Raw genomic sequence first — 26,159 nt, forward strand, 5'->3', positions numbered from 1 at the left:
TTAACTTATTTCACTATGGGTTAAATCTCTATTATTTAATGAAAAATTAAAGGTATTATCATGGCTAAAAGAATCGTAGAACCATTCCGTATTAAAATGGTAGAAAATATCCGTATTCCATCAAGAGAAGAACGCGAAGCGGCGTTAAAAGAAGCAGGATATAACCCATTTTTACTACCAAGCAGTGCGGTTTATATTGATTTATTAACTGACTCAGGTACTAATGCGATGAGTGACCACCAGTGGGCAGCAATGATTACTGGTGATGAAGCGTACGCAGGATCTCGTAACTATTATGATTTAAAAGATAAAGTGAAAGAGATGTTTGACTATGATTATGTCATTCCTGCTCACCAAGGTCGCGGTGCTGAAAATATGTTATTCCCTGTTTTATTGAAAGTAAAACAGGAACAAGGCGGTGCTAAAAAACCGGTATTTATTTCTAATTTCCACTTTGATACAACAGCAGCACACGTTGAATTAAACGGTTGTAAGGCAATTAATATTGTTACCGAAAAAGCCTATGACTCGGATACTTATGATGATTGGAAAGGCAATTTTGATATCCAAAAATTAAAAGATAATATTGCTGAGCATGGTGCAGAAAACGTTGTTGCAATTGTATCTACTGTAACTTGTAATAGTGCGGGCGGTCAGCCAGTATCAATGGCGAATTTGAAAGAAGTTTATGAGATTGCTAAACAACATAATATCTTTGTTGTCATGGACTCGGCTCGTTTTTGTGAAAATGCGTATTTTATTAAAGAGCGTGATCCTAAATATAAAAATTCGACAATTAAAGAAATTATTCTTGATATGTACAAGTATGCTGATGCATTAACGATGTCAGCGAAAAAAGACCCACTATTAAATATCGGCGGGTTGGTTTGTATTAAAAATGACGAAAAAATCTTCACACTGGCAAGACAACGCTGTGTTCCAATGGAGGGGTTCGTGACCTATGGTGGCTTAGCGGGTCGTGATATGGCCGCAATGGTACAGGGTCTTGAAGAAGGGGCTGGTGAAGAATATCTGCATTATCGTATAGGGCAAGTTAAATACTTAGGCGACCGCTTACGCGAAGGTGGTATTTCAATTCAATATCCTACAGGCGGGCACGCAGTATTCGTCGACTGTAAAAAACTGGTTCCACATATTCCAGGTGACCAATTCCCTGCGCAAGCTGTTATAAACGCACTTTATTTGGAGTCTGGTGTTCGTGCGGTTGAAATTGGTTCATTCTTATTAGGCCGTGATCCTGAAACGGGCAAACAAAAACATGCAGACATGGAATTTATGCGATTAACTATTGCGAGACGCGTATATACCAATGACCATATGGATTACATTGCAGATGCTCTCATTGGGTTAAAAGATAAATTCGCAACTCTGAAAGGTCTTGATTTCGAATATGAACCACCAGTATTAAGGCACTTTACTGCAAGATTAAAACCAATTAAATAATAGGTCGTTCTTATGGTTCCCGTGCAATGCGGGAACCTCATCCTTATTCTTAAGGTAAACACCATGAATAATTCGGCAGCCAAAAAAGAACCCTCCATAATGGTAGGGGGTTTTGTGCTAGGCGGTGCCATGATAGGGGCGGGTATGTTTAGTTTGCCCACTATTATGGCTGGAGCTTGGTTTATTAACTCTGTAGTTATCTTGTTAGTTGTTTGCTTTTTTATGTTTCATTCAGGGATTTATATTTTAGAATGTATATCGAAATATGGATCAGGAACGAATTACTTTTTCATATCTAAAGAATTATTACCAAAATGGGCATGCTATATAGCTAATATGGCATTAATATTTGTACTCTACATATTAATATATGCCTATATATCAGCCGCAGGTTCAGTGATTAAAGAAGCCGCCGCCATTTATGGATACAACATCAACTTAAGGTTAATATTTATTATCTTTACATTAATATTAGGTGCGAGTATTTGGTGGAGTGGTGTTGGAGCAAGCCGTTTAACATCATTATTTTTATTTATTAAAATAGTTTTATTTATTTTGGCTTTCTCTGGGTTATTTTTTATTGTAAAAACAGATTTGTTATTAACTTCACCGGTTGAGGGCGGACAAACAGCATTGCTACCTTTTGTCTTTATTATTATCCCCTATGCAATTACTTCTTTTGGTTATCATGGGAATGTTTGTAGTCTATATAAGCTTTATCATGAGAATGAAAGAAAGGTTGTTAAGAGTTGTGTTATCGGTTGTGTATTAGCACTGGTTCTCTATTTTCTTTGGATCATGGGGACAATGGGAAATCTACCACGGGCAGAGTTTTTAACAATTATTAATAAAGGCGGTAATTTAGACGCATTTATTGAATCATTATATGCAGTGCTGAATAGCAAAAATATTGCGACATTCTTACTGTGGTTTTCTATTAGTGCTGTATTCTGTTCATTCTTAGGTGTCGCAATTGGGTTATTTGATTACATTCTTGCTTCGCTAAATTTTAAAGATAACCCATCAGGTAGAATGAAATCTGCATTATTATGCTTCTTGCCTCCTCTTATTCTTTGCATGTTATTCCCAAATGGTTTTTTGATCGCAATAGCTTATGCAGGTATGGCGGCATGTATATGGGCGATTATTTGCCCTGCAGTTATGGCATTAAAGGTAAGAGAGCGTTTTCCTGAATCTAAATTTAAAGTGTGGGGCGGAAAGGGGTTAATCTATGCCGTAATCGCTTTTGGTGTCTTTGGTATTATTTGCCAATTGTTAGCGCAGTTTAATTTGTTACCGATATACCGTTAATTTTTCAAAATACAAGCTGTAAAATAACTGCAAAGGTACAGTGAGGGTTCGCTGTACCTTTTTTCTGTCCAACAATATGGCTGACTGTAAGCTAGTATTGAAATATGACCGTTTTTTTAAAGTACATTTTAATATTTTGTCCTTGATAAATAATGGGTTTAAAGGTCATTTTTTTAATCGCTTTCACCGCTTCTTCTTTAAAACCTAAATCAGGGATCTTGTTGTTTAATATTTCAACGGATTCAACTTGGCCATCTAATCCAACTAATAACCGAATTTGTACTTTAACCACTTTTGTATAGCCTAAGGAGCGAGCCTCTTTTGGATACTTAGGGGTCGCATCCTGTAAAATTGTATAGGAAATACCACTCGAACCGAGTGCGGTATAACTTCCATCACCATTAGCAGCGAATTGGTTATTACCCGATAATATATTATTCCCTTTACCACCTTGACTACTTTCTGAAGTTGATGAGGTGGTGGAAGAATGATTTTTAGCCGCTGAATTGGATGGTGTTTCTTTAGCTGTTTCTAGTGAGTCTTGCTGTGTTTCATGGCTTATTTTATTGGCAATAAGCTGATTTTCTGTGTTATTTCGAGTGTCATTGTTCAGTAATTTACTTTGTTTTTCTTGTTTTTTTCCTTGTACGGGCTGACTGATCTCCGGTTTTATATTTACTTTGGTTTTCTGTGTGAGCAAAGGTGATTCAATTGTATTATCAACGGGGACATTAACAGGAGTTAATGAATTTTTAAGTTGGGTTTTTGAGGGTATTTTACTTTCATTAGGTTGAGACTTGCTAAGCTGCTTCAATTGCGAAGCAGCTTCAGCCTTCGAGGAGGATTCTGATATAACTTCTTGTAATTGCGCTTGTCTCTTACTACTCTGTTCTCCTGAGCCCCCAGCGGAGCCCATTGGTCCCCCTAGAGATAGCGTTATCGTTTCCTCACCTTCGACCATAGGTACCGCCCTACCTGCTTGTAGGGCGATAAACATAATGGCAATGATATGGATAACGAGTGACAGTGCTAAAGCAAGTTTATAACGAAAAAACGGGTTTATAGTCACTGAAACATTTCCTGTTTAAATCAATAGGTGGCTTTGATACCTGCAAAGAATGAGCGCTCATTTCCAGGAATCAATGAGCCGTAGCCTGCAGTAACATAGTCGTAGTAAGTTTTATTCATTAAGTTAGTGACTCCACCATATAATTCAATGTGTTCAATCGGTGTGTAACGAACACTCAGGTCAATGAGCTCACGTGATTTAACAACGCCATCTTCTTCTTTATTGGCATCAGAAAGGAAGTTATTGTACGAACCATAATAGGTGTACTGAATATCTCCTGATAAATCCTCAGTAAAGTCGTATTTTACTTTTAGTTTAACGGAGTGCTCTGGCACTTTAGTTAAACCACTTTTCGTGTAATCAATGGTGTTTTTGCCGTTTTCTTCCAAGAATTGGCGGCCATGGTTGTTATAATCAGAACGTCCTCTGAGCCATGAATATGATTCTTGGAAGGTGAAATCACCGAGCGTTTGCTGGAAGTCAACATCGGCTCCCCAGCGGCGAGTTTTTAACAAATTCATTGTCTTCGCATCATTGACGCTAGTGAGATAAATGCGATTTAACTGATTATTTGTATTGGATGTCCAGAACGTGACATTGACAGTACTAAACGCTAATTTATCTCTTAAGCCGACCTCAAATAAGTCATATTTCTCATCTTCTGCCTTAGTCGGCGTGTAAATTTTTTCACCATTAACGACCGATTGGTCACTGATTTGCAAGCCATCGGGAAGGGTGTAGCCTCGTTCATATCGCCCATAAACTCGACCTGTATCGCGATAAAGGTAAGCAAGAGAAAGTTCTGCAGCGGTATTCCAACGGTCTGAAGTACCTGATCCATTTACCGTACCGCTTTTATCAAATGACCATTCCGCCAATTCACGTCTTAGCCCTTGAGTAAAAACAAATTGATCTGATTTCAGGCTGTTAAGGACATAAATTGCCTTTGTGGTTTTATCATAATCGAAATTATGAGGAACCCCATAATATCGGCCTTTACTGTCCTTTTTATAGCTTCCAATATAATGAATAGAAGCCTTTTGTTTGGAATAATCTATGCCCAAAAGTAGGTTACTATCATCAAGATAGCCGATATCTAATTTGATTTTTGTTCCGTGGCTTTTTTGATTAACTTTTTGTTCCCAGTTGGCATTATTAGTATAAAAACCATCAGTGTAGAAAACATCAGTAGCAAAATTGAGTTTATCCGTAAATGCATTTTGGTAACTTAAATTATAGCTATCGACCTCGCGGTCACCAGTCAAATAACCGCTGATTGTTTTTTTAATTAACTTACCATTTTCATCAATACCGACAGTGACGGTTTTGTCTGGTGGAACGTAGTCTTTACCATACTTTTTGATATTACGTGATGTGAGCGTTTTTACGTATTGGGAACTTTCAGTGAGATGGCTTCCTCGCAACATCAGGCTTTGATCTGAAGTGAGATCCCATCTTCCACCTAATGAATAATATTCTGAATTACGGTAGGTATCTTTATAGTAAAGGTCACGATTTAGTTTACTGGCTGTGCCTAAAATTGAAAATTTATCATTAACCCGCACTCCCAAATTAGCATTTAAACGGTATCCTTCTGAGTTCCATTCAGATAAAACACTTGTTTTGGGATTAGCCATACTTCTCAGGTTAGACGTGATATTAATGACTCCACCTGCAGTCCCTGAGCCGTAAATAACGCTTCCACCACCGGGAATGATTTCAATACGCTCAAGTTGTTCAACGGGAATAATATCGTAGTTAGTGGTGTAAGGGTGATTTGCTAATGTGGTAATTGGAGCCCCATCAAGTAATACTTGTAGGTTACGTTGTGAGATTTCAGCCCCTTGTCCTCGCAAGTCTATATTACCTTGCCCAGAGGTATCGACACTAATACCAGGAACGGATTTAAGCACATCAGAGATTGTGCGATTTCCTTTACCTTGAATATCTTCTTTTGAAATAACAATAATTTGCTTGGTATCTCGTAAACGTTCTATTTCAAAGTAGTCAGGCCTTGCATAACTATCTTGTAGCTCAATTGCATCGGTAGCATCTTGAAGCTGCGATGATTTAAGCTCTTTATTGGCTGCATGAGTTGTAAAAGAAAGTGTTGATAAAATAATGAAACAAATAAAATCTGGCTTAAATTTAACCATATTGTTTCCAACGGAGGAAATGTTTTTCATTGGAGTCGGTTTGCCTTTTTGTAATGATAATGCAAATGATAATCAATCTTATTATATTATTATTAATTTCAAGATCAATTAATTTAAACCAATTTATTCTATGTCTAATTATTTGATTTAAGTGGAAATAAATTGTTGACTTAGGGGGTATATGTTACTGAGGGGATGGTAGCTTTTACGTCAGGATAGACATGAAAATAGTATTCGAGATGGTTCATTTACTCAGGTTGGATTCTTGTATTTAGCGATCTACTTCAAATTACTCACATTAATCTCAAATTTTTAATTTTCTCTGATTCCCAAAATCAAATAGTAACCCCCTTGAAATATAAGTATTTTTACCTATTTAGGATAAAGAACAACCAAATCTAGCGGTTAAAATATTTTCCTATAACGCCGATAAAGTTAAATATTGTCAGATTATCCCACCAAAAGAGAAATTCTATGCAGAAACTTCGAAATTACTCAATTCGCACTGTGGTCTTCGTATTGTTAAGTATTTTGTGTCTGATCTTGGGGGGAACGAATGTATATAGTGGTTGGTCACTATCACGCATTGCTGATGGAAACGATATTGATAGGCAATTAGTACAACAAATGACGGTGATCAGTCAGGGAAATGACCAATATTTCCGTTTTGTTACACGGTTAACCCGGGTAATGGAAAGTAAAAGTGAAGGAAAAACAGTGGACTATGGCCCCGTCAAAGAGGCAATGTCCAATATGGAAAAATATTTAGAGCAGATGAAATTGATTTCCCCAGGGCCAATGACTCCTGAAATTGCAGAGCAGGTAATTAGCAGCTGGCAAGCACTACTTGATGATGGGGTAAAGCCTCAATTAGCCCTTAGTATGGAAAGTGATACCAATAAATATTTGTCCCACGCCCATAATATCACTCCCGCATTGAGCCGAGCGTTTGGTTCTTCAATTCAAAAATTCAACCAGACAGCAGAAGAGTTGATTAGCCAAGCTCGAAATCATGTTGATAACGTGATGGATATTACGCGAATGGTTATGATCATCACTGCAATATTAGGGATCTTCATGCTCATTTTTACGGATCGCTATATGGCAGAAATGATGCAAAAACCACTAGGTTTACTGAGACAGCATTTTATTGATATCGCAAAAGGTGATTTAAGCCATCCTGTACAGTCATTCGGAAATAGCTGTGTAGGAAAATTATTTCCAATACTTGAAGGGATGAGAAAAGATTTAAGTGAATCGGTCAATACAATCCGACAAGGAAGTGACAATATTTATTTGGGGGCAAGTGAAATTTCAAACGGTAATAGCGACCTTTCATCTCGAACCGAAGAGCAGGCCGCTGCGTTAGAAGAGACGGCAGCGAGTATGGAGGAAATTACAGCAGCAGTTCAACTGAATATGGAAAACACACTTCAAGCTAATCAGCTAGTCGGTGAAGCGTTCGTGGTCGCGAATAAAGGGAATAGCATTGTTGATTCAGTTGTCGTTACTATGAGTGAAATATCCCAAAGTTCACAAAAAATCGCAGATATCATCAACATGATTAACGATATCAGTTTCCAAACTAATATCTTAGCGCTCAATGCTTCTATCGAAGCGGCTCGTGCAGGTGTGCATGGGCGCGGTTTCATGGTGGTCGCTGCAGAGGTGCGTAAGTTAGCGAGCCACAGTGCAGAAGCAGCGATGGAAATTGAACGGTTAATTGCAGACTCAGGAACTTGTGTACAAAAAGGAACTGGTTTAGTGAACGAGATGGGCAAAACGATGGAGCATATTTTACAAGGAATTAATGAGGTGACAGCAATTATGGAGCAAATCACCGTAGCTTCAGAAGAGCAGAGCAAAGGGATCGCCCAAGTTGGGGTCGCTATTACACAGATGGACGGTGTTACACAGCAAAATGCCTCTTTAGTTGAGCAAGTGGCTACAGCAGCCAACTCATTAGCACAGCAAACTCAAGACCTACAACAAGCGGTTCAGAAGTTTAATCTATCTGCGGCTTGATAATAAAAAGCCCTCACTGGATTACAGTGAGGGCTCACAAAAATACTGCATTAACCGACTAGGATTAGTTCATGCCGTATTTTTTCAGTTTCTTACGCAGAGTGCCGCGGTTGATACCCATCATCAGGGCTGCACGGGTCTGGTTTCCACGGGTATATTGCATAACCATGTCCAACAAAGGCTGTTCTACTTCAGCCAATACCAGCTCATATAAATCATTAACATCTTGATTATTTAATTGAGCAAAATAGTTCTTCAGTGCTTGCTTGACTGAGTCACGTAACGGTTTTTGAGTTACTTGATCTTGTGAATTTACAGTAGCAACGGTTAGTACGTCAGAATTTACGCGTTGTTCGAACATAGTTCTGTCAGCTCTTATCTTTATTTACGCAAAAATTTTCAAAAAATGCCTCCAACACCTCCAGCTGTTCGCTGGCATCCTCAATGGTGTTGAATGAGCGCCGAAACTGGTCATCAGGTGCATGTTCTTTCAAGTACCAAGAAACATGTTTGCGCGCAATACGGGCTCCTTTGCCTTGACCATAGAAGTCGTGCAATTCCTGTACATGCGCTAGCATAATACGTTGTACCTCTGCCATAGGCATCGGTGGCAATATTTCACCTGTGTCCAGATAATGCTGGATTTCCCGGAAGATCCAGGGTCTTCCCTGAGCCGCTCTGCCTACCATCAAGGCATCCGCCCCTGTGTAGTCTAAAACAGCTCTGGCTTTTAGCGGGTCAGTAATGTCGCCATTGGCAATAACCGGAATGGTAACAGTCTGCTTAACTGCCCGAATATTGTCATATTCAGCTTCCCCATTAAACAGACAGGCTCTAGTTCTGCCATGAATAGTGAGAGCTTGAATGCCGCAATCTTCGGCCAATTTGGCAATCTCTATGCAGTTTCGCTCTTCAGGTGACCAGCCTGTGCGGATCTTAAGGGTAACTGGCACATCCACTGCTTTGACGACACCTTCAAGAATCGATTTCACGATTTCTGGGTAGCGTAGCAGTGCCGAGCCTGCAAGCTTACGATTCACTTTTTTAGCTGGACAGCCCATGTTGATATCGATGATTTGAGCGCCACTCTCAACGTTGATTTGAGCCGCGGCAGCCATTTCATCGGGATCATTGCCAGCTATTTGCACTGAACGAACCCCAAGTTCATCGCGATGAACCATTCTGAGTCTAGATTTGTCGGTCTTCCAAACTTGAGGATTAGAAGAAAGCATCTCTGATACTGTCATCCCAGCACCCATGTCATAACAGAGTGACCTAAACGGTTTATCTGTAATGCCTGCCATGGGGGCAGCAATAAGGCAGTTTCTCAACTGATATTGTCCGATTCGCATAACTAAATGGGGGCCATACTGTGACTGCAAGGGCGCGTATATTACGCATTTTTTACGAGATATGAAAGGACAAACTTTGAGCAAACGGTTATTTATCACTAATTTTTTTATCTTGCAGGTTTGCAATTATAAAATTAGTTATATTTAACAAATAGTTAAGTTGGTTCCATAACGATTTATTAAAATAACTGTTGTGCTGTTCAAATCTCGTGCAGAACAGATTATCGCCAGCTATTGAGCAATATTTGAGCTATAAGATAATCTATTCTGGCGTTGTTTTCAAAGAAATTATTCTCTGATTTTAATAAAAAAAATCACTAAAAATGCTTGACACCCGTAATCCGGCACCATTCTTCTTTTTCAGCGACAGGGTCAATGTCAAAAGTTGAACGGTATGCATCCGCAACACTTTCAGCTTGACTGGCGAGTACACCAGAAAGACCTAATAACCCACCCGGACGTGGTAGTACACTAATCATAGGGGCAAGTTCGCGTAATGGGCCAGCAAGGATGTTAGCAACCACGACATCGGCTTGTAAGTCATTAGGTTGGTCTTTCGGTAAGTATAGAGATAAACGCTCTGAAACACCGTTACGTTGCGCATTATCGCGGCTTGCGGTGATAGCTTGGGGGTCGATGTCGATCCCAATCGCATGAGCGGCACCTAATTTTAATGCAGCGATCGCTAAAATTCCGGATCCACAACCAAAGTCGATCACGGTTTTACCTTCGAGATCAAGGCCGTCTAACCATTGAAGACATAATGAGGTGGTTGGATGTGTTCCAGTACCAAAGGCGAGACCAGGATCTAACATCACATTAACCGCTGTTGGATCGGGTACATCACGCCAGCTTGGGCAGATCCATAAACGTTCTCCAAAGCGCATTGGATGAAAATTATCCATCCACTCTCTTTCCCAATCTTTGTCTTCTAATTGTTCGATTTTATGGATAAAACCCGTGCCCAGTAGAGGACTATTTTCTAGTTGAGCGACGACAAGTTTCATGTCGGTTTCTGCATCGTAGAGCCCGATAACATCGGTATCACCCCAAAGACGTGTTTCCCCTGGAAGTGGCTCAAACACGGGTGTGTCATGGCTATCTTGAAAAGTGACGGATACCGCCCCTGTTTCGATTAACTCATCGCCAAGGTTTTCAGCATCTTTTGCAGTTGAGTTTAGTCTTATTTGTATCCAAGGCATTGTTTTTTCTCTTCTAAAATGCTCGTCATTCTTCACGCCATAGCGTTGTTGGCTGCGCTCACTAACTCTAGTCACATACTGGTGTATGCTCCTAGGGATTAGCTCGTTTGCCGCCTATCTATGACGCGAATTATCTAGAGCATTGCATTTGTTCATTTACATTAGGTAACGCCAAATTCACCTATCAGTAGATAGGAATCAGTGAGTGCTAGTTACCTGTTCGTTTGCTGGTGATTGTACTGGATTTTTGCCAAAAAGATTACCGACAAAAAAGGCAATAAGACTAAAAATCAGTGATGGGACGATAGCGTGAAAGCCCATGATTTCAATTTTAAAACTTGCCAATATGGCATAGCTGACGCCACCGACGACCATACCACTGATTGCACCTGTTCCATTGGCTTTTTCCCAATAGAGCCCGAGGACTAATGGCCACAAGAAAACGGCTTCTAAACCACCAAAAGCCAGTAAGTTCAGCCAGATAATCATTTGAGGCGGGTTCCATGCTGCAACTAAAAGCAACGCACCTAAGACCAAAGTGGAAAGGCTAGAGATCCGCGCAAGACGCTTTTCATTTTTGATTTGCTTTGGCACAGTGTTCAGATAGATATCTTTTACGATGGTCGCTGAGGATTGCAGCAGTTGTGCGTTGATCGTCGACATAATCGCAGCCATTGGTGCCGCTAGGAAGATCCCTGCTGCGAAAGGTGGCAGAACTTGTACCATCAAGGTCGGGATCACTTGGTCTGGGATCGTGAGGTCAGGTAAAATTGCGCGACCGAGAGCGCCTGCAAAGTGCATACCAAACATCAGCACTGCCATGACGATAGTTCCCAAAATAATGCCGCGGTGAACCGCTTTACTGTCTTTATATGAAATACAACGTACTGCGGTGTGAGGTAAGCCTATCACCCCAAAACAGACCAAAACCCAAAATGACGCTAAAAATGGCCCGCTTAAAATGTCATCTGCACCTTCAGGCGATACCAATTTCGGGTCTATGCTATGCATTTTTTCTATTGCAGAGGGTAGACCACCGGCATGGTAAATAATCGCCACTAGTAGGATCACCGTGCCTAATAGCATCACTAGCCCTTGCAGTGCGTCATTTAATACGCTAGCTCTAAACCCACCAATTGCGGTGTAGAGTGCGATGGAAACCCCAAAAATTATTAACCCGTAAGTATATGGAATACCTGCTGCTGTTTCTAATAAGCGCGCACCACCAATAAATTGCACTGTCATGGCACCAAAAAAGGCAATGAGCAGGCTAACACTGGCAAACCACACTAAAAATCGGCTTTGGTAGCGTGCATACAGCATATCGTTGAGCGTAACGGCATTATAGCGACGCGCCAAAATAGCAAATTTTTTACCAAGTACGCCGAGAGAAAGCCAAATAGCAGGCAGTTGGATCATCGCCAATAGCACCCAACCTAGGCCATATTTATAGGCAGCTCCCGGCCCACCAATAAAAGAACTCGCACTAATATAGGTAGCGGTAATGGTCATCGCAAGGACAAAGCCGCCCATTGAACGATTACCTAAAAAGTATTCATTTAAAAACTCGCCTTTTGTTCGTTTTTTATATGCATAAATGGATAGCAAAAAGACGAGAGCTAGGTAGCCGACGAGAGGCAGGAGAACTTCAATCTGCATCATTCTCCTCCAGAGAGATGTCTTTAAAAATCAGTTTAACCATCATAATGCAGAGCAAAATAAAAATGATGGGTAAGATGAGACAAGACCATTCAAACCACAGTGGTAGCCCTGTAACTCCAAGTGTATTGTCCGGCAGGTAGGCACTAATAACCCAGCCGACTAGATAGGCGATAGTCAAATAAAATGACCAGCGTGCTTCTTTATTTGATTGAAGAAAACGTTTATCCACCCGTTATTCCCCTTCATTCCCATAAAAAAATAATCAGCAATTGTACGATAATCCGTGGGCTGAGTGTGAAAAATAGCAGAAGAAAAGTGCAATAAAGCGTATTTAGCATAAAAAAATACCGTAACGCAGCGCGTTACGGTATCGATTAACGATGAGTTAAACAGGTTATCGCTGACTTATTCAGCAATACCCAGTTTTTTCTCTAAATAGTGGATGTTAGTTCCGCCTTTTTGGAAATTTTCATCGCTCATAATCATTTGGTGCAGTTCAATATTGGTTTTAATACCATCGACGATAAGTTCGTTTAACGCATTTTTCATACGAGAAATAGCGATTTCACGAGTTTCACCATAAGTAATTAATTTACCAATCATTGAGTCATAATACGGAGGTACAGTGTAGCCTGCGTAAATATGAGATTCCCAACGTACGCCAAAACCACCAGGAGAGTGGAAACGGGTGATTTTGCCCGGACTTGGGATGAAGGTATTCGGGTCTTCTGCGTTGATACGGCATTCCACAGCATGGCCGTGAACCACAATATCTTCCTGCTTAACTGATAATGGTAACCCAGATGCAACACGCAGCTGCTCTTTAATCAAGTCTACACCAGTGATCATTTCAGTGACTGGGTGCTCAACTTGAATACGGGTATTCATTTCGATGAAGTAGAACTCACCGTTTTCAAATAAGAATTCGAAAGTACCTGCACCGCGATAACCGATTTCAATACACGCATTGGCACAGCGCTCACCGATATTGCGGCGAATTTCAGGTGTAATACCTGGAGCTGGTGCTTCTTCAACCACTTTTTGGTGGCGACGCTGCATTGAACAGTCACGCTCAGCCAAGTAAACCGCATGGCCTTGGCCATCAGCCATGACTTGAATTTCAATATGACGTGGGTTTTCAAGGAATTTTTCCATGTAAACCATATCATTATTAAAAGCGGATTTCGCTTCAGCACGTGTTAGGTTGATAGAAGATTCTAAATCTTTCTCATTACGTACCACACGCATACCACGACCACCACCACCACCAGATGCTTTGATGATGACAGGGTAGCCGATACGTTTCGCGATGGCTTTATTTTTTTCAGTGTCGTTCCCTAATGGGCCATCAGAACCCGGAACGCAAGGTACACCGGCTTTTTTCATCGCGTTAATGGCAGAAACTTTATCACCCATTAGGCGGATGGTTTCAGCTTTTGGACCGATAAAAACAAAACCTGAGTTTTCAACTTGTTCTGCGAAATCTGCATTTTCAGCCAAGAAACCATATCCTGGGTGAATTGCTTGCGCACCTGAAATTTCCGCTGCTGAGATAATCGCAGGGATATTTAAGTAACTTTTCGCTGATGCTGCTGGGCCGATACAAATTGTTTCATCAGCCAGTAACACGTGTTTTAGATCGCTATCTGCCGTAGAGTGAACCGCTACTGTTTTGATGCCAAGTTCTTTACAGGCACGCAAAATACGTAATGCGATTTCTCCACGGTTAGCAATAACAATTTTTTCCAGCATGGAAACGCCTCGTTATTCGATGACAACTAATGGCTCGTCAAATTCTACTGCATCACCGTTTTGCAACAGAATGGCTTTAACAACGCCTGCTTTATCTGCTTCGATTTGGTTCATCATTTTCATCGCTTCAACGATGCAAAGTGGATCACCAACGCTGACCGTTTGACCAACTTCGACAAATGGCTTCGCTTCTGGGCTTGGTGCGCGGTAGAAAGTACCGACCATTGGTGAGCGAACTTGGTGACCTGCAACTGCGGCTGGTGCAGCTGGCGCTACCATTGCTTCAGATGGTGCAACTGCATTAGCCAGAGCAGGTTGTTGTGCAACCGGTGCTGAGTAATACTGTTGAGGTGCAGCCATAACCTGAGCAGCAGGTGAAACGCGGCTGATACGTACTGACTCTTCCCCTTCAGAAATTTCCAGTTCAGAAATGCCAGACTCTTCGACCAGCTCGATCAGCTTTTTAATTTTACGAATATCCATGGATATGATTCCGTACTCTTATATTTGGATTGAATTAATTAGGCGCAGACGGTTAACCGCTGCCTGTAAAGCAAAACTATAACCATCAGCACCTAGACCACAAATTACACCGATAGCTTTATCGGAGAAATAAGAATGTTGGCGAAATGATTCCCTAGCATGCACATTAGACAGGTGGATCTCGATAAACGGGATACTCACCGCGAGTAATGCATCACGTAGTGCAACACTGGTATGTGTGAATGCAGCCGGATTGATGAGGATAAAATCAACATCATGACGTGCAGCATGAATTTTATCGATGAGTTCAAATTCTGCGTTTGACTGAAAATGACTCAGTTTTACTCCTAGCGGGTTTGCCTCTGCCTCGAGCTTGGATACAATATCAGCAAGAGTTTGGTTGCCGTATTTATCAGGTTCCCGTGTACCTAGCAGGTTCAGGTTTGGCCCATTCAAGAGTAAAATGTGAATATCTTCTGCCATTATGCTGCTAACTCCGACGATATTATCAATAGCCCGACAACATAACGCGATGCTAAGCGTTTGTCATCTTTTATCATAAAAATAAATGGATTTTCTACTGACAAAGTCCGTCATTATAATTATTTCGTGACATATAGCAGCAAAATACTGGTCTTATCAGAGAAATTACCCGAATTTATTTTTGAAAATGTGCGGTAATCCCTATTTAGGCGGGAGTACCGCAATAAATGCGTTACTCCGCTAGTAGGTTAACTAGCGTACGCCCAGTGACTTCATTTTTTAAGAGTTTTTTTGCATATTCGACAGAATCTTCTAATTTAATCTCATTGCTGACTTGCTCATAGAAAGCCGCGGGGAGAGTATCTGCAAGGCGCTGCCATACTTTAGCGCGACTTGCAGCAGGGTAGTAAACAGAATCCACACCTTGTAGGCGGACATTACGTAAAATGAATGGCATGACGCTAGTTGGTAAGTCGAAGCCACCGGCTAAACCGCAGGCAGCAACAGTACCATTATAGTGCGTTTGTGCAAGAAGATTGGCGAGTAATTCACCGCCTACAGTATCAATCGCCCCTGCCCATAGCTGTTTGTCTAATGGCTTAGCAGGGTGAGTGAAATCACTGCGAGGTAATACTCTCTTGGCACCTAAACTTTGCAGGTAACTGCTGTTTTCTTCTCGACCTGAAATCGCGACAACCTCATAACCCAGTAGAGACAGTAATTGCACGGCAGTACTACCAACACCACCGCTAGCGCCACTCACGATGACTTCGCCTTTATCTGGCGTCACACCCGCTTCTTCTAAAGCGTTTACGCAAAGCATAGCGGTAAAGCCAGCAGTGCCAATAACCATCGCTTGCTTTAAAGATAAATTCTCTGGAAGAGGCGTTAAATATTTAGCCGGAACCCTTGCTTGAGACGCTAAACCCCCCCAATGCGTTTCACCAACCCCCCATCCAGTCAGTAGCACATGTTGGCCAACTTGGAAGCGTGGGTCTTCACTGTGGTGGATCACGCCTGAAAAATCGATACCAGGTACCATCGGATATTGGCGAACAACTCCCGCCTTTCCACAAATGGCTAACCCATCTTTATAATTGAGTGTGGACCAATGAATATCGACTATAATATCACCGGCCGGGAGCATTTCTGTCGTTAGAGGTTGAATGCCAGAGATAATTTTATCTTCCGATTGTTGCAGGATGAGAGCTTTCATCTTTCACTCCTAATAAAATGATTAAATATGTACTTTAAAAGTGCCTAAAATTTGCGGGTAATTCATTGACGTAGTGACAGTGTTTAAGCTATTAATATTGTAATTAATTTGTAAAAAATAATTTTTTTCTGGCATAAATAGGCTTTTATCATGCAAAATATCGCATCTCGACGGATTCATTTTGCGTATTGACATAAATTTGCCGCGTTTTTGGTAGATAATAGAGCGAACACCCAGCGAATTCACCCAATTTGTATTGGAAATAGCCAGTGTGTAGCAATAATAAAAAGAACTAAATAATATTTGAACTTGTTGCCCCAATAACTTGTCACACTGGGAAGAAAAAGATGGAGTATATAACAACCAAAGAGTAGATGTTTTTCTGTATAATTTTATCCTGTAGGTAAAGAATACAATTAATATCTATTTTTGGGGTTTTTATCTGCTTCGTTTACATAAGAAGCATGTACAGTACGGTACGTGAAAAATAGATGAATTAACCATATTTATAGAAGCAGCTCATTAACGCCTTGAGGCAGCTTCAAGTGGTTGGTAGAGTAGACGGGTTTAAATTCGTCCCCAGCTTGCAGGATAACTCTTTCGTTATGTTTAAAAAATTTCGTGGCATGTTTTCTAATGACCTGTCTATTGACTTGGGTACGGCCAATACCCTTATTTATGTCAAAGGACAAGGCGTAAAATTAAATGAACCCTCTGTAGTTGCTATTCGTCAAGACCGCTCTGGATCGCCAAAAAGCGTTGCTGCAGTCGGTGGTGAAGCGAAGCAGATGCTGGGACGTACACCAGGCAATATTTCGGCAATCAGGCCAATGAAAGACGGTGTTATCGCTGACTTTTTCTTGACTGAAAAAATGTTACAGCACTTCATCAAACAAGTTCATAGTAACAGTTTTTTACGCCCTAGTCCGCGAGTCCTTGTTTGTGTGCCTGTTGGTGCAACACAAGTTGAGCGTAAAGCCATTCGTGAGTCCGCGCTAAGTGCGGGTGCGCGTGAAGTCTTCTTAATTGAAGAGCCGATGGCTGCAGCTATTGGTGCTGGGTTACCTGTATCAGAAGCTACAGGCTCAATGGTTGTTGATATTGGTGGTGGTACGACAGAAGTCGCTGTTATTTCTTTAAATGGCGTTGTTTACTCTTCTTCGGTACGTATTGGTGGTGACCGTTTCGATGAGTCTATCATTAACTATGTACGTCGTAATTACGGCTCGCTGATAGGTGAAGCGACAGCAGAACGCATCAAACATGGAATTGGTTCTGCTTTCCCAACCGATGAAGTTTACGAGATTGAAGTTCGCGGTCGTAACCTTGCTGAAGGTGTGCCTCGCGGATTTAAAATGAATTCCAATGAAATTTTAGAAGCATTGCAAGAACCCCTGACAGGAATTGTCAGTGCGGTAATGCTAGCACTTGAACAGTGTCCTCCTGAACTAGCCTCAGATATCTCAGAACGCGGTATGGTCTTAACGGGTGGTGGCGCGCTTCTTCGTAATTTAGATCGCTTATTGATGGAAGAAACGGGTATCCCGGTTATTGTTGCAGAAGATCCACTAACTTGTGTCGCGCGTGGCGGCGGTAAAGCGTTAGAAATGATTGATATGCACGGTGGCGACCTGTTTAGCGAAGACTAAATGGCCTTTTAGAAACGGTTGGGGAGGTTCTCCAACTGTTTTGACTATTTTTTGTTCCTCTGACATTAGCGAAACTTAGCCACACATGAAGCCAATTTTTAGGCGAGGTCCATCCCTACAGTTACGCATATTTTTTGCGGTAATCATTGCACTTGTACTGGTGGTGATTGACCATCGTTTTGAGCCTTTCAATAAAGTCCGTAACTACTTAGACACGGCGGTTAGCCCATTCTATTTTTTAGCGAATGGCCCACGCCAATTTCTAGATAATATTTCGGAAAGTTTCTCTTCAAGAGAACAACTGCAATTCGAAAACAAAGCCTTACGACAAGAGCTATTACTGAAAAAAGCGGACAACTTGCTTTTAGAGCAACTTAAGCAGGAAAATGCACGCTTAAGGGAGTTACTTGGCTCACCACTTCGCCAAGATGAACACATGATGGTAACGCAAGTTATTTCAGGCGCGAATACGCCATATCGTGACCAAGTGGTTATAGATAAAGGCAGTAATGAAGGCGTTTATGAAGGGCAGCCTGTTATTAGTGATAAAGGTGTTGTTGGCCAAGTGGTTGGGGTAAGTAATTTTAATAGCCGTGTCCTGCTAATTTGTGACACTACCCATGCATTGCCTGTGCAAGTATTACGTAATGATGTTCGTGTGATTGCAGCCGGTTCTGGATGTGCTGATGATATCCAATTAGAACCGTTACCTGAAAATACCGATATTCGTGTTGGTGACGTCCTTGTCACGTCAGGGCTAGGGGGGCGTTTCCCTGAAGGTTATCCAGTAGGGGTGGTCTCTGCCGTAAAACACGACACACAACGAGCGTATACCATCATTAGCGCGAAGCCGAGCGCCGAATTGCAGCGTTTACGTTACCTTCTGTTATTATGGGGAAATGATAACGACCCTAAAACGCCACTACAGCCTTCGGAAGTCTATCGGGCAGCAAATGAACGCTTAATGAAAGTATTGCCGCAAGTATTACCTAACCCGAATGAAATTCAGGGGCCTCCATTGCCACCCTCAATGGCTCCGACGTCACAACCATAAGTAGAGGAAACACAGTATGGTTATGGGCAAGAGAGTAAATTAGCATGGATGAGTATCGTGGAAATGGCCGCGCCATCATTTGGTTATCGTTTTTTATTGCCTTGATTTTGCAAGTCATGCCTTGGCCGGAGCAACTCAGCTTTTACCGGCCATCATGGCTTCTGTTGATTCTCACTTATTGGGTGATGGCGCTACCACACCGTGTGAGTGTTGGCACGAGCTTTATCTTAGGGATTATCGTTGATTCCATTCAGGGTTCAGCACTGGGGGTACATGCCCTCTCTTTTAGCATTATTTGCTATCTCGTCTCTTATAAGCACCAGTTGTTGCGTAATATGGCGCTGTGGCAGCAAGCGTTGGTGATTATGTTGCTGACTATCATTCAGGATCTTGCTGTTTTTTGGGCTGAATTTTTATCATCACAAGTATTATTCCATCCGCAAGTATTTTGGAATAGCTTAGTGAATGGTATTCTATGGCCATGGCTATTTTTGCTTTTACGTAAAACTCGTCGGCAATTTTCAGTATGTTAGCATGTTAGTTGTCACTCTGACTGGGAATACAGTTTATGTGTTTAATTTATCTTGCGTCTGGCTCACCCCGTCGACGTGAACTTGTTCAGCAACTTAATTATACTTTTGAAATCTTACGTCCAGAGGTAGAAGAGCTGTGGCAGGAAGGGGAGACGCCTCAAGACTATGTTCAACGTCTTGCACGAGATAAATCTTTAGCTGGTGTTGCGATAGCACCCGATAATCAACCTGTTTTGGGCGCTGATACTATTGTTGTTCTTGCAGGCAAAATTTTGGAAAAACCGCGCGATTGCCAGCATGCAGAAGAGATGCTAAGTGCGTTATCGGGAAAAACTCATCAAGTGATGACGGCGATTGCCTTATCCAACCGTCAACAGACGATACAGTCATTAATTGTGACAGATGTGACATTCCGCGAGTTATCTTTACTCGAAATACGGGATTATATACAGTCAGGAGAGCCAATGGATAAGGCTGGCGCTTATGGAATTCAAGGCATTGGTGGGCGTTTTATACGTAAAATCAATGGCAGCTACCATGGGGTTGTTGGTTTACCACTGGTTGAAACAGACGAGCTAATTCAGCGATTTTTAGCGTTAAGTGATGGTAAGGGGAAGTCATGACTGCGGAACTATTAGTGAACATTACACCATCTGAAACGCGCGTTGCTTATATTGATGGTGGGATATTACAAGAAATTCATGTTGAGCGAGAAGCAAAAAGAGGATTAGTAGGGAATATTTACAAAGGCCGCGTGAGCCGTGTCTTACCGGGGATGCAGGCGGCCTTTGTTGATATTGGTCTAGATAAAGCGGCCTTTTTGCATGCTTCGGATATTATGCCCCATACGGAATGCATTGCGGGTGACGAACAAAAAAACTTTCATGTCAGGGATATTGCTGAGCTCGTTAAGCAAGGACAAGATTTAATCGTTCAAGTCGTCAAGGACCCCCTTGGCACCAAAGGCGCTCGCCTTACTACAGATATAACTCTCCCTTCTCGCTATTTGGTCTTTATGCCAGGAGCTTCCCATGTAGGCGTTTCTCAACGCATTGAAAGTGAAGTTGAAAGAGAACGCCTAAAAGAGTGTGTTTCACAGTATTGTGATGAAAATGGTGGTTTTATCATCCGTACGGCAGCAGAAGGGGTCGGGGAAGAGGAAGTTAAACAGGATGCGGCCTTCTTAAAGCGCCTGTGGGCGAAAGTGATTGAACGAAAAAAACGTAATGTGACTCGCACAAAAATCTATGGTGAATTAGCGCTTGCTTACCGCATTATCCGTGATTTTGCAGGTGCTCATCTTGATCGTATTCGTGTTGACTCCCGTTTGACCTATACTCAATTGCAAGAGTTTATCGAAGAGTATGTACCAGAAATGACGGCTAAGCTCGAACTTTATCAAGGTAATCAGCCAATATTTGACTTGTTTGACGTTGAAAACGAAATTCAGCGAGCCATGGATCGAAAAGTGGAGCTAAAATCAGGTGGTTATTTGATTATCGACCAAACTGAAGCCATGACGACGATTGATATCAATACTGGGGCATTTGTTGGTCATCGTAATCTTGAAGAAACCATCTTCAATACTAATATCGAGGCGACTCAAGCGATAGCAAGGCAACTGCGTTTACGTAACTTAGGCGGTATTATTATTATTGACTTCATCGACATGGTTGACCCTGAACATCGTCGCCGTGTGCTAGCATCATTAGAACAGGCATTGAGCAAAGATAAAGTCAAAACCACCATTAATGGTTTTTCGCAACTGGGTTTAGTTGAAATGACGCGTAAGCGCACAAGAGAAAGCCTAGAACATGTGTTATGCGACGACTGCCCAACTTGCCAAGGGCGTGGAACCGTTAAGTCAGTAGAAACAGTTTGTTATGAAATTTTACGTGAAATAGTTCGCGTTCACCGGACTATCGATGCAGATAGGTTCTTAGTTTATGCATCCCAAGCGGTGGTTGATGTCCTTAAAGGGGATGAATCACATGCCCTTGCAGAAGTTGAAATCTTTGTTGGGAAGCAAGTTAAAGTTCAGACTGAACCTCTTTACAGTCAGGAACGTTTTGACGTCGTAATGATGTAATAAGGAGATTTGAGTGAGACGACTGCCACGTGTAGCACTGGTGACGACCGCGGTTATATTATTGCTGTGTGCATTAGTGCTGTCAGGGCTGCGTTTTCTTCTGCCAAATATTGACAACTATCGACAAGATCTGGTCGATTATGTTGAAAAAAAGACCGATGTATCTGTACAAATTGGTAAAATCGAAGGGGCTTGGCAATCTTTTGGCCCTGTACTGACGTTATCCGATGTCGCTTTACAGAGTAAAACTACGGATGTTACCGCGAATACCATTACTGTTGAATTAGATATCTGGAGCTCATTATTTTCTCTACGCTGGCGCTTTCGTGATTTAACCTTCTATCAGTTAAATGTTGATTATAAAGTTCCTTTAAGCCTTGGAGACTCCGCGAAAGGCGAGTCTTTAGATAGCATTGAAGAGCTATTTTTACGGCAATTCGACCACTTTATATTAAAAGAAAGCCAATTAACCTTCCTCACACCTTCTGAACAAAAAACAACGCTGATTTTACCCGAGCTTTCATGGCTGAATGACAATGAACGGCATCGTGCTCAAGGTTTTGTGAGTCTTGAAACCATTAATAAGCAGCATGGCTATCTACAAGTAAAGCTTGATGTGTCAGATAAAAACGGCGTGTTAAGTGACGGTATTTTTTATCTACAAGCGGATAATATTGATATGCAGCCATGGCTTAGCCGCTGGCTGCGTGACAATACTTCATTGCGGGATGCCAATTTTAGCCTGTCTTCTTGGGTAACCCTGAGAAATCATCGAATTGACAGCGGCCTTATTCAACTACGACAAGGCGAAGCTAACTGGGGAACGGGCGAATTAGCCCAAAACCTACAAGTTAATGATTTGCTTTTGCGAATGAAAAGGCAGGGGAATGGGTGGTTATTTAACATTCCTGAGCTTGATACCTTGAAAACCAATGAGTTTATCTGGCCGCAAGGGAGCGTCTCTGTATTGTATTTGCCTGCCAGCAAAAAATATCAAGATAATGACCATTGGCGCATCCGTGCTAAAGATATTGAACTCGAACGTTTAAGCGAAGTTTTGCCCACATTTTCTTTTTTAACACCTGAAATGGTACAAGATTGGCAACATCGCCAACCAACTGGTGTAGTGAGTGAATTTGCCCTTGATATCACACAAAACATGCCTGAAAACGTACAAATCAACATGGATTGGCAAAATGTCAGCTGGAAAAAATGGAAAGAGTTGCCTTCAGTTAATCATTTTTCGGGTGTTTTAATTGGTGGCATGCAAAGTGGTAGTGCCACAGTTAGCTTGCAAGATAGTGAAGTGGACTATCGCGATGAATTTAAAGCTCCTTTTTTAATAAAGACGGCAACAGGTCAGTTCCATTGGGTAAATAATGACAGTGAATTTAAACTGTGGAGCCCATCATTAGAGGTACAAGCTCAGTCTCTTTGGGCAAATGGTGAGTTTCGTTACGCAAAAGCGAAAAAAGGAAATTATGCCGATCTCGCCATTCTTGCCGGAATTCGTTTAGATGATGCAGGGGATGCGTGGCGTTATTTCCCACAAAAATTAATGGGGCAAGATGTGGCGGATTACCTGACGAAAGCCATTATCGCAGGTAGTGTAGATAATGCGACGTTGGTCTATAAAGGTGATCCAGCTCATTTCCCATACGATAACAATGATGGGCAATTCCAAGTTTATGTCCCTCTGCGTAATGCGACATTCGAATATGACAGTGAATGGCCTGCATTATTGAACTTAGATATGGATTTAGACTTTAGGCGTGCAGGGCTATTTATGCATGCACCAACGGTAAAACTGGCGGATGCCACAGCAACCAATCTTGATGCCAATATCCCTGATTACACTAAAGAAATGCTGTATATCAATGCAGATATCAATGGAACTGGAAAACAAATCCAGCAATATTTTGTGCATACCCCGATGAACCACTCAATTGGCGATACGCTTGAAGAGTTACAAATTGGGGGAACTGTTAATGGCCAGTTAGGGTTATCTATTCCACTGGTGGCGGGTAAGGATGTTGTCGCCAAAGGAAAGGTCAATCTCAATAAAAACGATTTATATATTCAGCCAATTGATAGCACTATTTCTGCTTTGACGGGCAGCTTTGAGTTTAACAATGGAGATTTACGCGGTGAAAACCTGCGTGGACACTGGTTTGAACAGCCAATTACTGTCGATTTCACTACCACTGACCAAGCAAAAAATTATTTAGTGGATGTGAATATTAGCGGAAACTGGGCGGTGAATAAGTTGGCAATGTTACCTGCTGAGATTAAACAAAAATTATCAGGAACCACTGACTGGAAAAGCCAAGTCGCTATCACCATTCCGAATACGGCAAAAGAACCCGTTGGTTTACAAATAGACGTCACCGCAGGGCTAAAACAACTGAAAAGCCAACTACCTGCTATTGATAACGCTTTGTTAGCAGAGCTTGGGCAAATTAATGTTCAAGCAAAAGGAACCACAGAACAGTTGGTGGTTGGTGGTGATATCGGTAAGCGCATTGGTTTTAATACTCAATGGGGATTGAGTGACAAACCTCTGAGTTTATTAAAAGCCCATATTGCCCAATGGCGTGACGGTATTCCTGAACTCCCTAAAAACTCAGCTTTTATTGTCGATTTGCCAGCGATTACTGATATGAACTGGGAGAAATTAGCTGGGTTACTAGTGTCATCCCATAGCCGCGAAGGTGGTATGAATATTGGCTTGCCGGATATGCTCCAGGTCAATATTCCATCAATCTACCTCGCTGGGCAGCAATGGAACGCAGTAAACTTTTCTTATGATTTACAACGGCCTGAGCAGTTGGTCAGTATCAACAGTGAAAACCTAAAAGGCTCGTTACAAATCTTTGCTTCACAGCCTTGGCAGGTCGCTATTGATTATTTGTATTACAACCCTAGCACTTCCTCTAGTGCTCAAATCAATGACCTTGCCACAACACAATTTGATTTTAGCCAATGGCCACAATTGCAGTTTCATTGTAAAGAATGTTGGGTTGCTGGGCAGAAATTGGGTGAAATTAGTGCGAATATCCAACCTAAAGGGACGTTATTGCAACTGACCGATGGCACGCTAGATAACAGTGTTACGAAATTAACGCTAGATGCTATTTGGAATAGCGAAAACGGCAATAAAACGCAAATTGCAGGTTCATTGACCGGCGAAGCTTTTGACGAAACAGCAGCGTATTTTGGTATATTGGTTCCCATTATCCAATCACCTTATACTATTGAATTTGATTTAGATTGGGCTAATTTGCCTTGGTCACCAGATATTGCCTCTTTAAATGGTAAAATGTCTGCAAAATTGGGTAAAGGAGCGATTGCACAAATGGGGGGCGGTCGTGCAGGGCAAATATTGCGTCTAGTCAGCTTTGATGCGCTGTTGCGTAAACTACGATTTGATTTTAGCGATACATTTAGTGATGACTTTGATTTTGATTCCATTAAAGGTGATGCGACCATTAAAAATGGTGTACTGGTTTCGAAAAATACCTATGTTGATGGTTTAGTTGCCGATATTGCTTTTAATGGTCAAATTGACCTCGTTAAACGCCAAATTAATGTTGAAGCCGTCATTACACCGGAAATATCTGCTACAGTAGGAGTAGCAACCGCGTTTATGGTAAACCCATTTGCAGGCGCTGCCGTATTTGCGGCAACGAAAGTGCTCGGTCCACTATGGAGTAAAGTTTCCGTTATTCGTTACCGAGTAACAGGTAGCTTGGACGAGCCGAAAATTGATGAAGTATTACGTCAACTGAAGGAGACTCAAGAGTAATGAAAAATGGCAACGTTGCACTTTTGCAGTTATGTAGTGGAAATAATACTAAACACAATTTGGCGCAAATCGAACAACAGATCAAACAGTTACCAGAAACTGTTGAGTTAGTACTGACACCTGAAAACGCATTGTTATTTGCAGATGCAGCGACCTATCGTAAACAAGCGGAAGAGCAAGGAAAAGGCCCTTTGCAAAAAGCGATCAGCGCAATGGCCAAACGTTATCATGTTTGGATTTTAATTGGCTCAATGCCAATGATTAGCCGTGAAGATCCCGAACGTATTACAAGTAGTAGCTTATTATTTGATGCTGAAGGAAACATTAAAGCGCGCTACGATAAAATTCATATGTTTGATGTCAATATCGAAGATGAACAAGGCACTTATAACGAATCCGTGATTTATCAGCGTGGTGAACATATTACCGTTGTTGATACGCCGGTGGGTCGCCTTGGTATGACGATTTGTTATGATTTACGCTTTCCTGGTTTATTCCAAGCATTACGTGAGCAAGGTGCAGAAATTATCTCTGTACCAGCGGCATTTACTCGTTACACCGGTCAAGCACATTGGGAGCCGTTATTACGAGCTCGTGCGATAGAAAACCAATGCTATATTTTAGCACCTGCTCAAGTCGGTGTGCACGGCACACGTCGCACGTGGGGGCATAGCCTTGCGGTTGATGGGTGGGGTAAAGTGATGAAAAAGAACGTGGATGCCGTCGCTTCTACGGTACTGAATATTAAAACAGACAGCTTGAGTGTCATGCGCGAGCAAATAAAAGTGGTGAAACACAACCGTTTTAGACCGCAATTGACATCATTGATTAAAAAAGAAACCAAAGAGTAACGG

Annotated in this window: 21 protein-coding genes; 10 read left to right on the forward strand and 11 right to left on the reverse strand. The window is 41.7% G+C overall.

From position 1 onward, the window contains the following. Positions 1-60 precede the first annotated feature (60 nt). Together PR683_RS12105 and PR683_RS12110 are read left to right on the forward strand one after the other, a co-directional pair. Complete coding sequence (locus PR683_RS12105) at positions 61-1,464, forward strand: tryptophanase (RefSeq protein WP_004908186.1); 1,404 nt, start codon at positions 61-63, stop codon at positions 1,462-1,464. Between the two features lie 144 nt (positions 1,465-1,608). After that, positions 1,609-2,775, forward strand: a complete 1,167-nt coding sequence (locus PR683_RS12110) for an aromatic amino acid transporter (protein ID WP_238562689.1) — start codon at positions 1,609-1,611, stop codon at positions 2,773-2,775. Between the two features lie 91 nt (positions 2,776-2,866). Here PR683_RS12110 and PR683_RS12115 read toward each other — a convergent pair whose 3' ends face one another. Beyond that, positions 2,867-3,844 (reverse strand): energy transducer TonB, encoded by a 978-nt coding sequence (locus PR683_RS12115; protein WP_272581801.1) that lies wholly within the window; start codon positions 3,842-3,844, stop codon positions 2,867-2,869. Between the two features lie 20 nt (positions 3,845-3,864). Then, entirely contained in the window at positions 3,865-6,000 is a 2,136-nt protein-coding gene (locus PR683_RS12120) for a TonB-dependent receptor (protein WP_272581802.1), read from the reverse strand. Between the two features lie 474 nt (positions 6,001-6,474). Here PR683_RS12120 and PR683_RS12125 point away from each other — a divergent pair, with 474 nt between their 5' ends. Continuing rightward, positions 6,475-8,025 (forward strand): methyl-accepting chemotaxis protein, encoded by a 1,551-nt coding sequence (locus tag PR683_RS12125; protein ID WP_109911670.1) that lies wholly within the window; start codon positions 6,475-6,477, stop codon positions 8,023-8,025. A 64-nt stretch (positions 8,026-8,089) separates the two neighbouring features. Here PR683_RS12125 and fis read toward each other — a convergent pair whose 3' ends face one another. The 9 genes from fis to acuI all read right to left on the reverse strand — a co-directional run bounded on the left by fis (position 8,090) and on the right by acuI (position 16,175). Further along, positions 8,090-8,386 carry a DNA-binding transcriptional regulator Fis gene (fis, locus tag PR683_RS12130; protein ID WP_004258438.1) on the reverse strand — a complete coding sequence of 99 codons (297 nt, stop codon included), beginning with the start codon at positions 8,384-8,386 and terminating at the stop codon, positions 8,090-8,092. Positions 8,387-8,393: 7 nt separating this feature from the next. Then, entirely contained in the window at positions 8,394-9,377 is a 984-nt protein-coding gene (gene dusB / locus PR683_RS12135; protein ID WP_004908195.1) for a tRNA dihydrouridine synthase DusB, read from the reverse strand. Positions 9,378-9,694: 317 nt separating this feature from the next. After that, on the reverse strand, positions 9,695-10,579 hold the full coding sequence (prmA, locus tag PR683_RS12140) for a 50S ribosomal protein L11 methyltransferase (RefSeq protein ID WP_004908197.1): 885 nt from the start codon (positions 10,577-10,579) through the stop codon (positions 9,695-9,697). Positions 10,580-10,777: 198 nt separating this feature from the next. Continuing rightward, positions 10,778-12,238, reverse strand: coding sequence for a sodium/pantothenate symporter (gene panF, locus PR683_RS12145; protein ID WP_004908200.1), 1,461 nt, complete (start codon positions 12,236-12,238; stop codon positions 10,778-10,780). After that, the gene (locus tag PR683_RS12150; RefSeq protein ID WP_004908202.1) at positions 12,228-12,470 is read right to left on the reverse strand and encodes a DUF997 family protein; all 243 of its coding nucleotides are present in this window, start codon (positions 12,468-12,470) and stop codon (positions 12,228-12,230) included. The genes panF and PR683_RS12150 overlap by 11 nt, the downstream gene beginning before the upstream one ends. Positions 12,471-12,646: 176 nt before the next feature. Continuing rightward, positions 12,647-13,993 (reverse strand): acetyl-CoA carboxylase biotin carboxylase subunit, encoded by a 1,347-nt coding sequence (accC, locus tag PR683_RS12155; RefSeq protein ID WP_004908205.1) that lies wholly within the window; start codon positions 13,991-13,993, stop codon positions 12,647-12,649. A gap of 12 nt (positions 13,994-14,005) precedes the next feature. Continuing rightward, complete coding sequence (gene accB / locus PR683_RS12160) at positions 14,006-14,476, reverse strand: acetyl-CoA carboxylase biotin carboxyl carrier protein (RefSeq protein WP_004908206.1); 471 nt, start codon at positions 14,474-14,476, stop codon at positions 14,006-14,008. Positions 14,477-14,494: 18 nt separating this feature from the next. After that, positions 14,495-14,959, reverse strand: coding sequence for a type II 3-dehydroquinate dehydratase (aroQ, locus tag PR683_RS12165; protein WP_004908209.1), 465 nt, complete (start codon positions 14,957-14,959; stop codon positions 14,495-14,497). 232 nt (positions 14,960-15,191) lie between these two features. After that, the gene (gene acuI, locus PR683_RS12170; protein ID WP_272581803.1) at positions 15,192-16,175 is read right to left on the reverse strand and encodes an acrylyl-CoA reductase (NADPH); all 984 of its coding nucleotides are present in this window, start codon (positions 16,173-16,175) and stop codon (positions 15,192-15,194) included. A gap of 605 nt (positions 16,176-16,780) precedes the next feature. Between acuI and PR683_RS12175 the strand changes: the two genes are divergently transcribed. The 7 genes from PR683_RS12175 to nit1 all read left to right on the forward strand — a co-directional run bounded on the left by PR683_RS12175 (position 16,781) and on the right by nit1 (position 26,156). Further along, the gene (locus PR683_RS12175; protein ID WP_004908213.1) at positions 16,781-17,824 is read left to right on the forward strand and encodes a rod shape-determining protein; all 1,044 of its coding nucleotides are present in this window, start codon (positions 16,781-16,783) and stop codon (positions 17,822-17,824) included. 85 nt (positions 17,825-17,909) lie between these two features. Next, on the forward strand, positions 17,910-18,878 hold the full coding sequence (mreC, locus tag PR683_RS12180) for a rod shape-determining protein MreC (protein ID WP_109911672.1): 969 nt from the start codon (positions 17,910-17,912) through the stop codon (positions 18,876-18,878). Between the two features lie 44 nt (positions 18,879-18,922). Next, positions 18,923-19,411 (forward strand): rod shape-determining protein MreD, encoded by a 489-nt coding sequence (gene mreD, locus PR683_RS12185; RefSeq protein WP_004908217.1) that lies wholly within the window; start codon positions 18,923-18,925, stop codon positions 19,409-19,411. 35 nt (positions 19,412-19,446) lie between these two features. Next, a complete protein-coding gene (locus tag PR683_RS12190) occupies positions 19,447-20,034 on the forward strand; it encodes a Maf family protein (protein ID WP_109911673.1) in 588 nt (195 codons plus the stop codon). Continuing rightward, positions 20,031-21,500: a ribonuclease G gene (rng, locus tag PR683_RS12195; protein WP_004908223.1), complete on the forward strand. Its 1,470-nt coding sequence runs from the start codon at positions 20,031-20,033 to the stop codon at positions 21,498-21,500. Before PR683_RS12190 ends, rng begins: the two co-directional genes overlap by 4 nt. Positions 21,501-21,513: 13 nt before the next feature. Next, positions 21,514-25,305, forward strand: coding sequence for an AsmA2 domain-containing protein YhdP (gene yhdP, locus PR683_RS12200; protein WP_272581804.1), 3,792 nt, complete (start codon positions 21,514-21,516; stop codon positions 25,303-25,305). Next, positions 25,305-26,156 carry a deaminated glutathione amidase gene (gene nit1 / locus PR683_RS12205; RefSeq protein ID WP_004908231.1) on the forward strand — a complete coding sequence of 284 codons (852 nt, stop codon included), beginning with the start codon at positions 25,305-25,307 and terminating at the stop codon, positions 26,154-26,156. The genes yhdP and nit1 overlap by 1 nt, the downstream gene beginning before the upstream one ends. The last annotated feature ends 3 nt before the right edge of the window (positions 26,157-26,159 follow it).

Source organism: Providencia sp. PROV269 (genome assembly GCF_028477785.1).
Taxonomy (GTDB): Bacteria; Pseudomonadota; Gammaproteobacteria; order Enterobacterales; family Enterobacteriaceae; genus Providencia; species Providencia rettgeri.